The sequence below is a fragment of the Arhodomonas sp. KWT genome (assembly GCF_010993615.1).
In genome coordinates this window covers 1-1754 of the sequence record NZ_WNXE01000228.1, presented here as the reverse complement: position 1 = coordinate 1754, position 1754 = coordinate 1, and the positions used below count along the sequence as shown (strand labels likewise).

3 protein-coding genes are annotated in these 1754 nt (G+C 67.1%); all 3 read left to right on the top strand.

The genetic code is table 11. The features are described from left to right. Positions 1-547: CBS domain-containing protein (locus tag G7A99_RS24955; protein ID WP_205599894.1), on the top strand; the 547-nt coding region annotated here is incomplete at its 5' end. A 3-nt stretch (positions 548-550) separates the two neighbouring features. Further along, positions 551-1288, top strand: a complete 738-nt coding sequence (locus G7A99_RS17045; protein ID WP_163142371.1) for an ABC transporter permease — start codon at positions 551-553, stop codon at positions 1286-1288. A gap of 29 nt (positions 1289-1317) precedes the next feature. Further along, the coding region (locus G7A99_RS17040; RefSeq protein ID WP_305792329.1) for a glycine betaine ABC transporter substrate-binding protein at positions 1318-1754 on the top strand (437 nt) is incomplete at its 3' end.

Below are 1754 nucleotides of genomic sequence, written 5' to 3'. Positions count from 1 at the left end.
CCTCTTCGTCAGCCACGACATCGACGAGGCGATCAAGATGGGCGACCGCATCGCCATCTTCCGCGCCGGTCAGCTCGTGCAGTATGACCGCCCGGACGACCTGCTCGCCCATCCGAAGAACGACTTCGTGGAGAGCTTTTTCGGCGAGGACCGCGCCCTCAAGCGCATGCAGCTGGCCCGGGTGCGCGACGTCATGGAGGACGACGTACCGGTGGTCCGCCACGACGATGACCTCCGCCGGGCCCTCGAGCTCATGGACGAGCGCGGCTACCACTACGCCATCACCCTGGTGAACGAGCACCACCAGCCGGTGGGGATGGTCATGCGCTCCACCGCCGAGACCCGCCGCGGCAAATGCGGCGAGCACTATTACGGCGTGGATGCCCTCGCCCACCTGGACGACGACCTGCGCAAGGTCGCCTCGCTGATGTTCTCCCACGACACGACCTGGCTGGCCTGCGTCGACGAAGACGGGCGCCTGGCGGGCACCCTCACCCAGCGCGGGATCACCCGCTACCTGGGCGCGACCTACCGGCCGCAGGAGTAAGCCATGCTGTTGCAGTCACCGCAGAGACTCTTCTACGGGACCGCGCTGGTGGTGATGTTCCTGCTCGGGGTGTGGACCGAGGGCAGCGGGTTCATCGACGAGTTCCTCTACTACCGCGGCGATATCACCTACCTGCTCGGCCAGCACATCGAGCTGATGCTGATCTCAGGGGGACTGGCGATCACCTTCGCCGTGCCCGTGGGCGTGCTCCTCAGCCGGCCGCGCTTCGCCCGCGTGGCGGAACCCGCGATGCAGGTACTCAACATCGGCCAGACCATCCCGACCCTGGCGGTGCTGGCGCTGTCGATGACGCTGCTCGGCATCGGTCGCGTCCCTGCGATCTTCGCGCTGTTCGTCTACACCATCCTGCCGATTGCCCGGAACACCTACGCCGGGATCAAGGCGGTGCCGCCGCACATGAAGGAGGCCGCCGCCGGCATGGGCATGAGCCCCACCCAGATGCTCCTGCGCGTGGAGCTGCCCAACGCGCTGTTCGTGATCTTCGCGGGCATCCGCATCGCGCTGTCGGTGAACGTCGGCACCGTCCCGCTGGCGTTCCTCATCGGCGGTGGCGGGCTCGGCGAGCTGATCTTCACCGGCATCGCCCTGGACCGGCCCGTGATGATGCTCGCCGGCGCCATCCCCACCGCCGCCCTCGCCGTGGTGGTGGACATGATCGTCGCCACGCTGGCGTTCCTTACCGTTCCCAAGGGGGTCAATCCGCTGCGAAACCCCGCCTGACGATACCGAAGCCAAACAGGAGAACCACCATGCTACGCAAGCTCGTTACCGCCACCGTCGCCGCCGGGCTGCTCGCCCTCGGCAGCAACGCCGCCGCCGAGATCACCGTCGGTGGCAAGGGCTTCACCGAACAGCTCCTGCTCGCGTCCATGACCACCCAGTACCTCAAGGCCGAAGGCTACGACGTCGACAAGCGCGACGGCATGGGCTCCACGGTGCTGCGCAAGGCCCAGACCAACGGCCAGGTCGACCTCTACTGGGAGTACACCGGCACCTCCCTGATCACCTACAACAAGGTGGAGGAGGACCTCGGTCCCGAGGAGACCTACGAGCGGGTCAAGAAGCTCGACGCCGAGAAGGGTCTGGTCTGGCTCGAGCCGTCCGACGCCAACAACACCTACGCGCTCGCCATGCGCGAGGACGACGCCGCCAAGCGGGGCATCGAGACCCTCTCCGACCTCGCAGA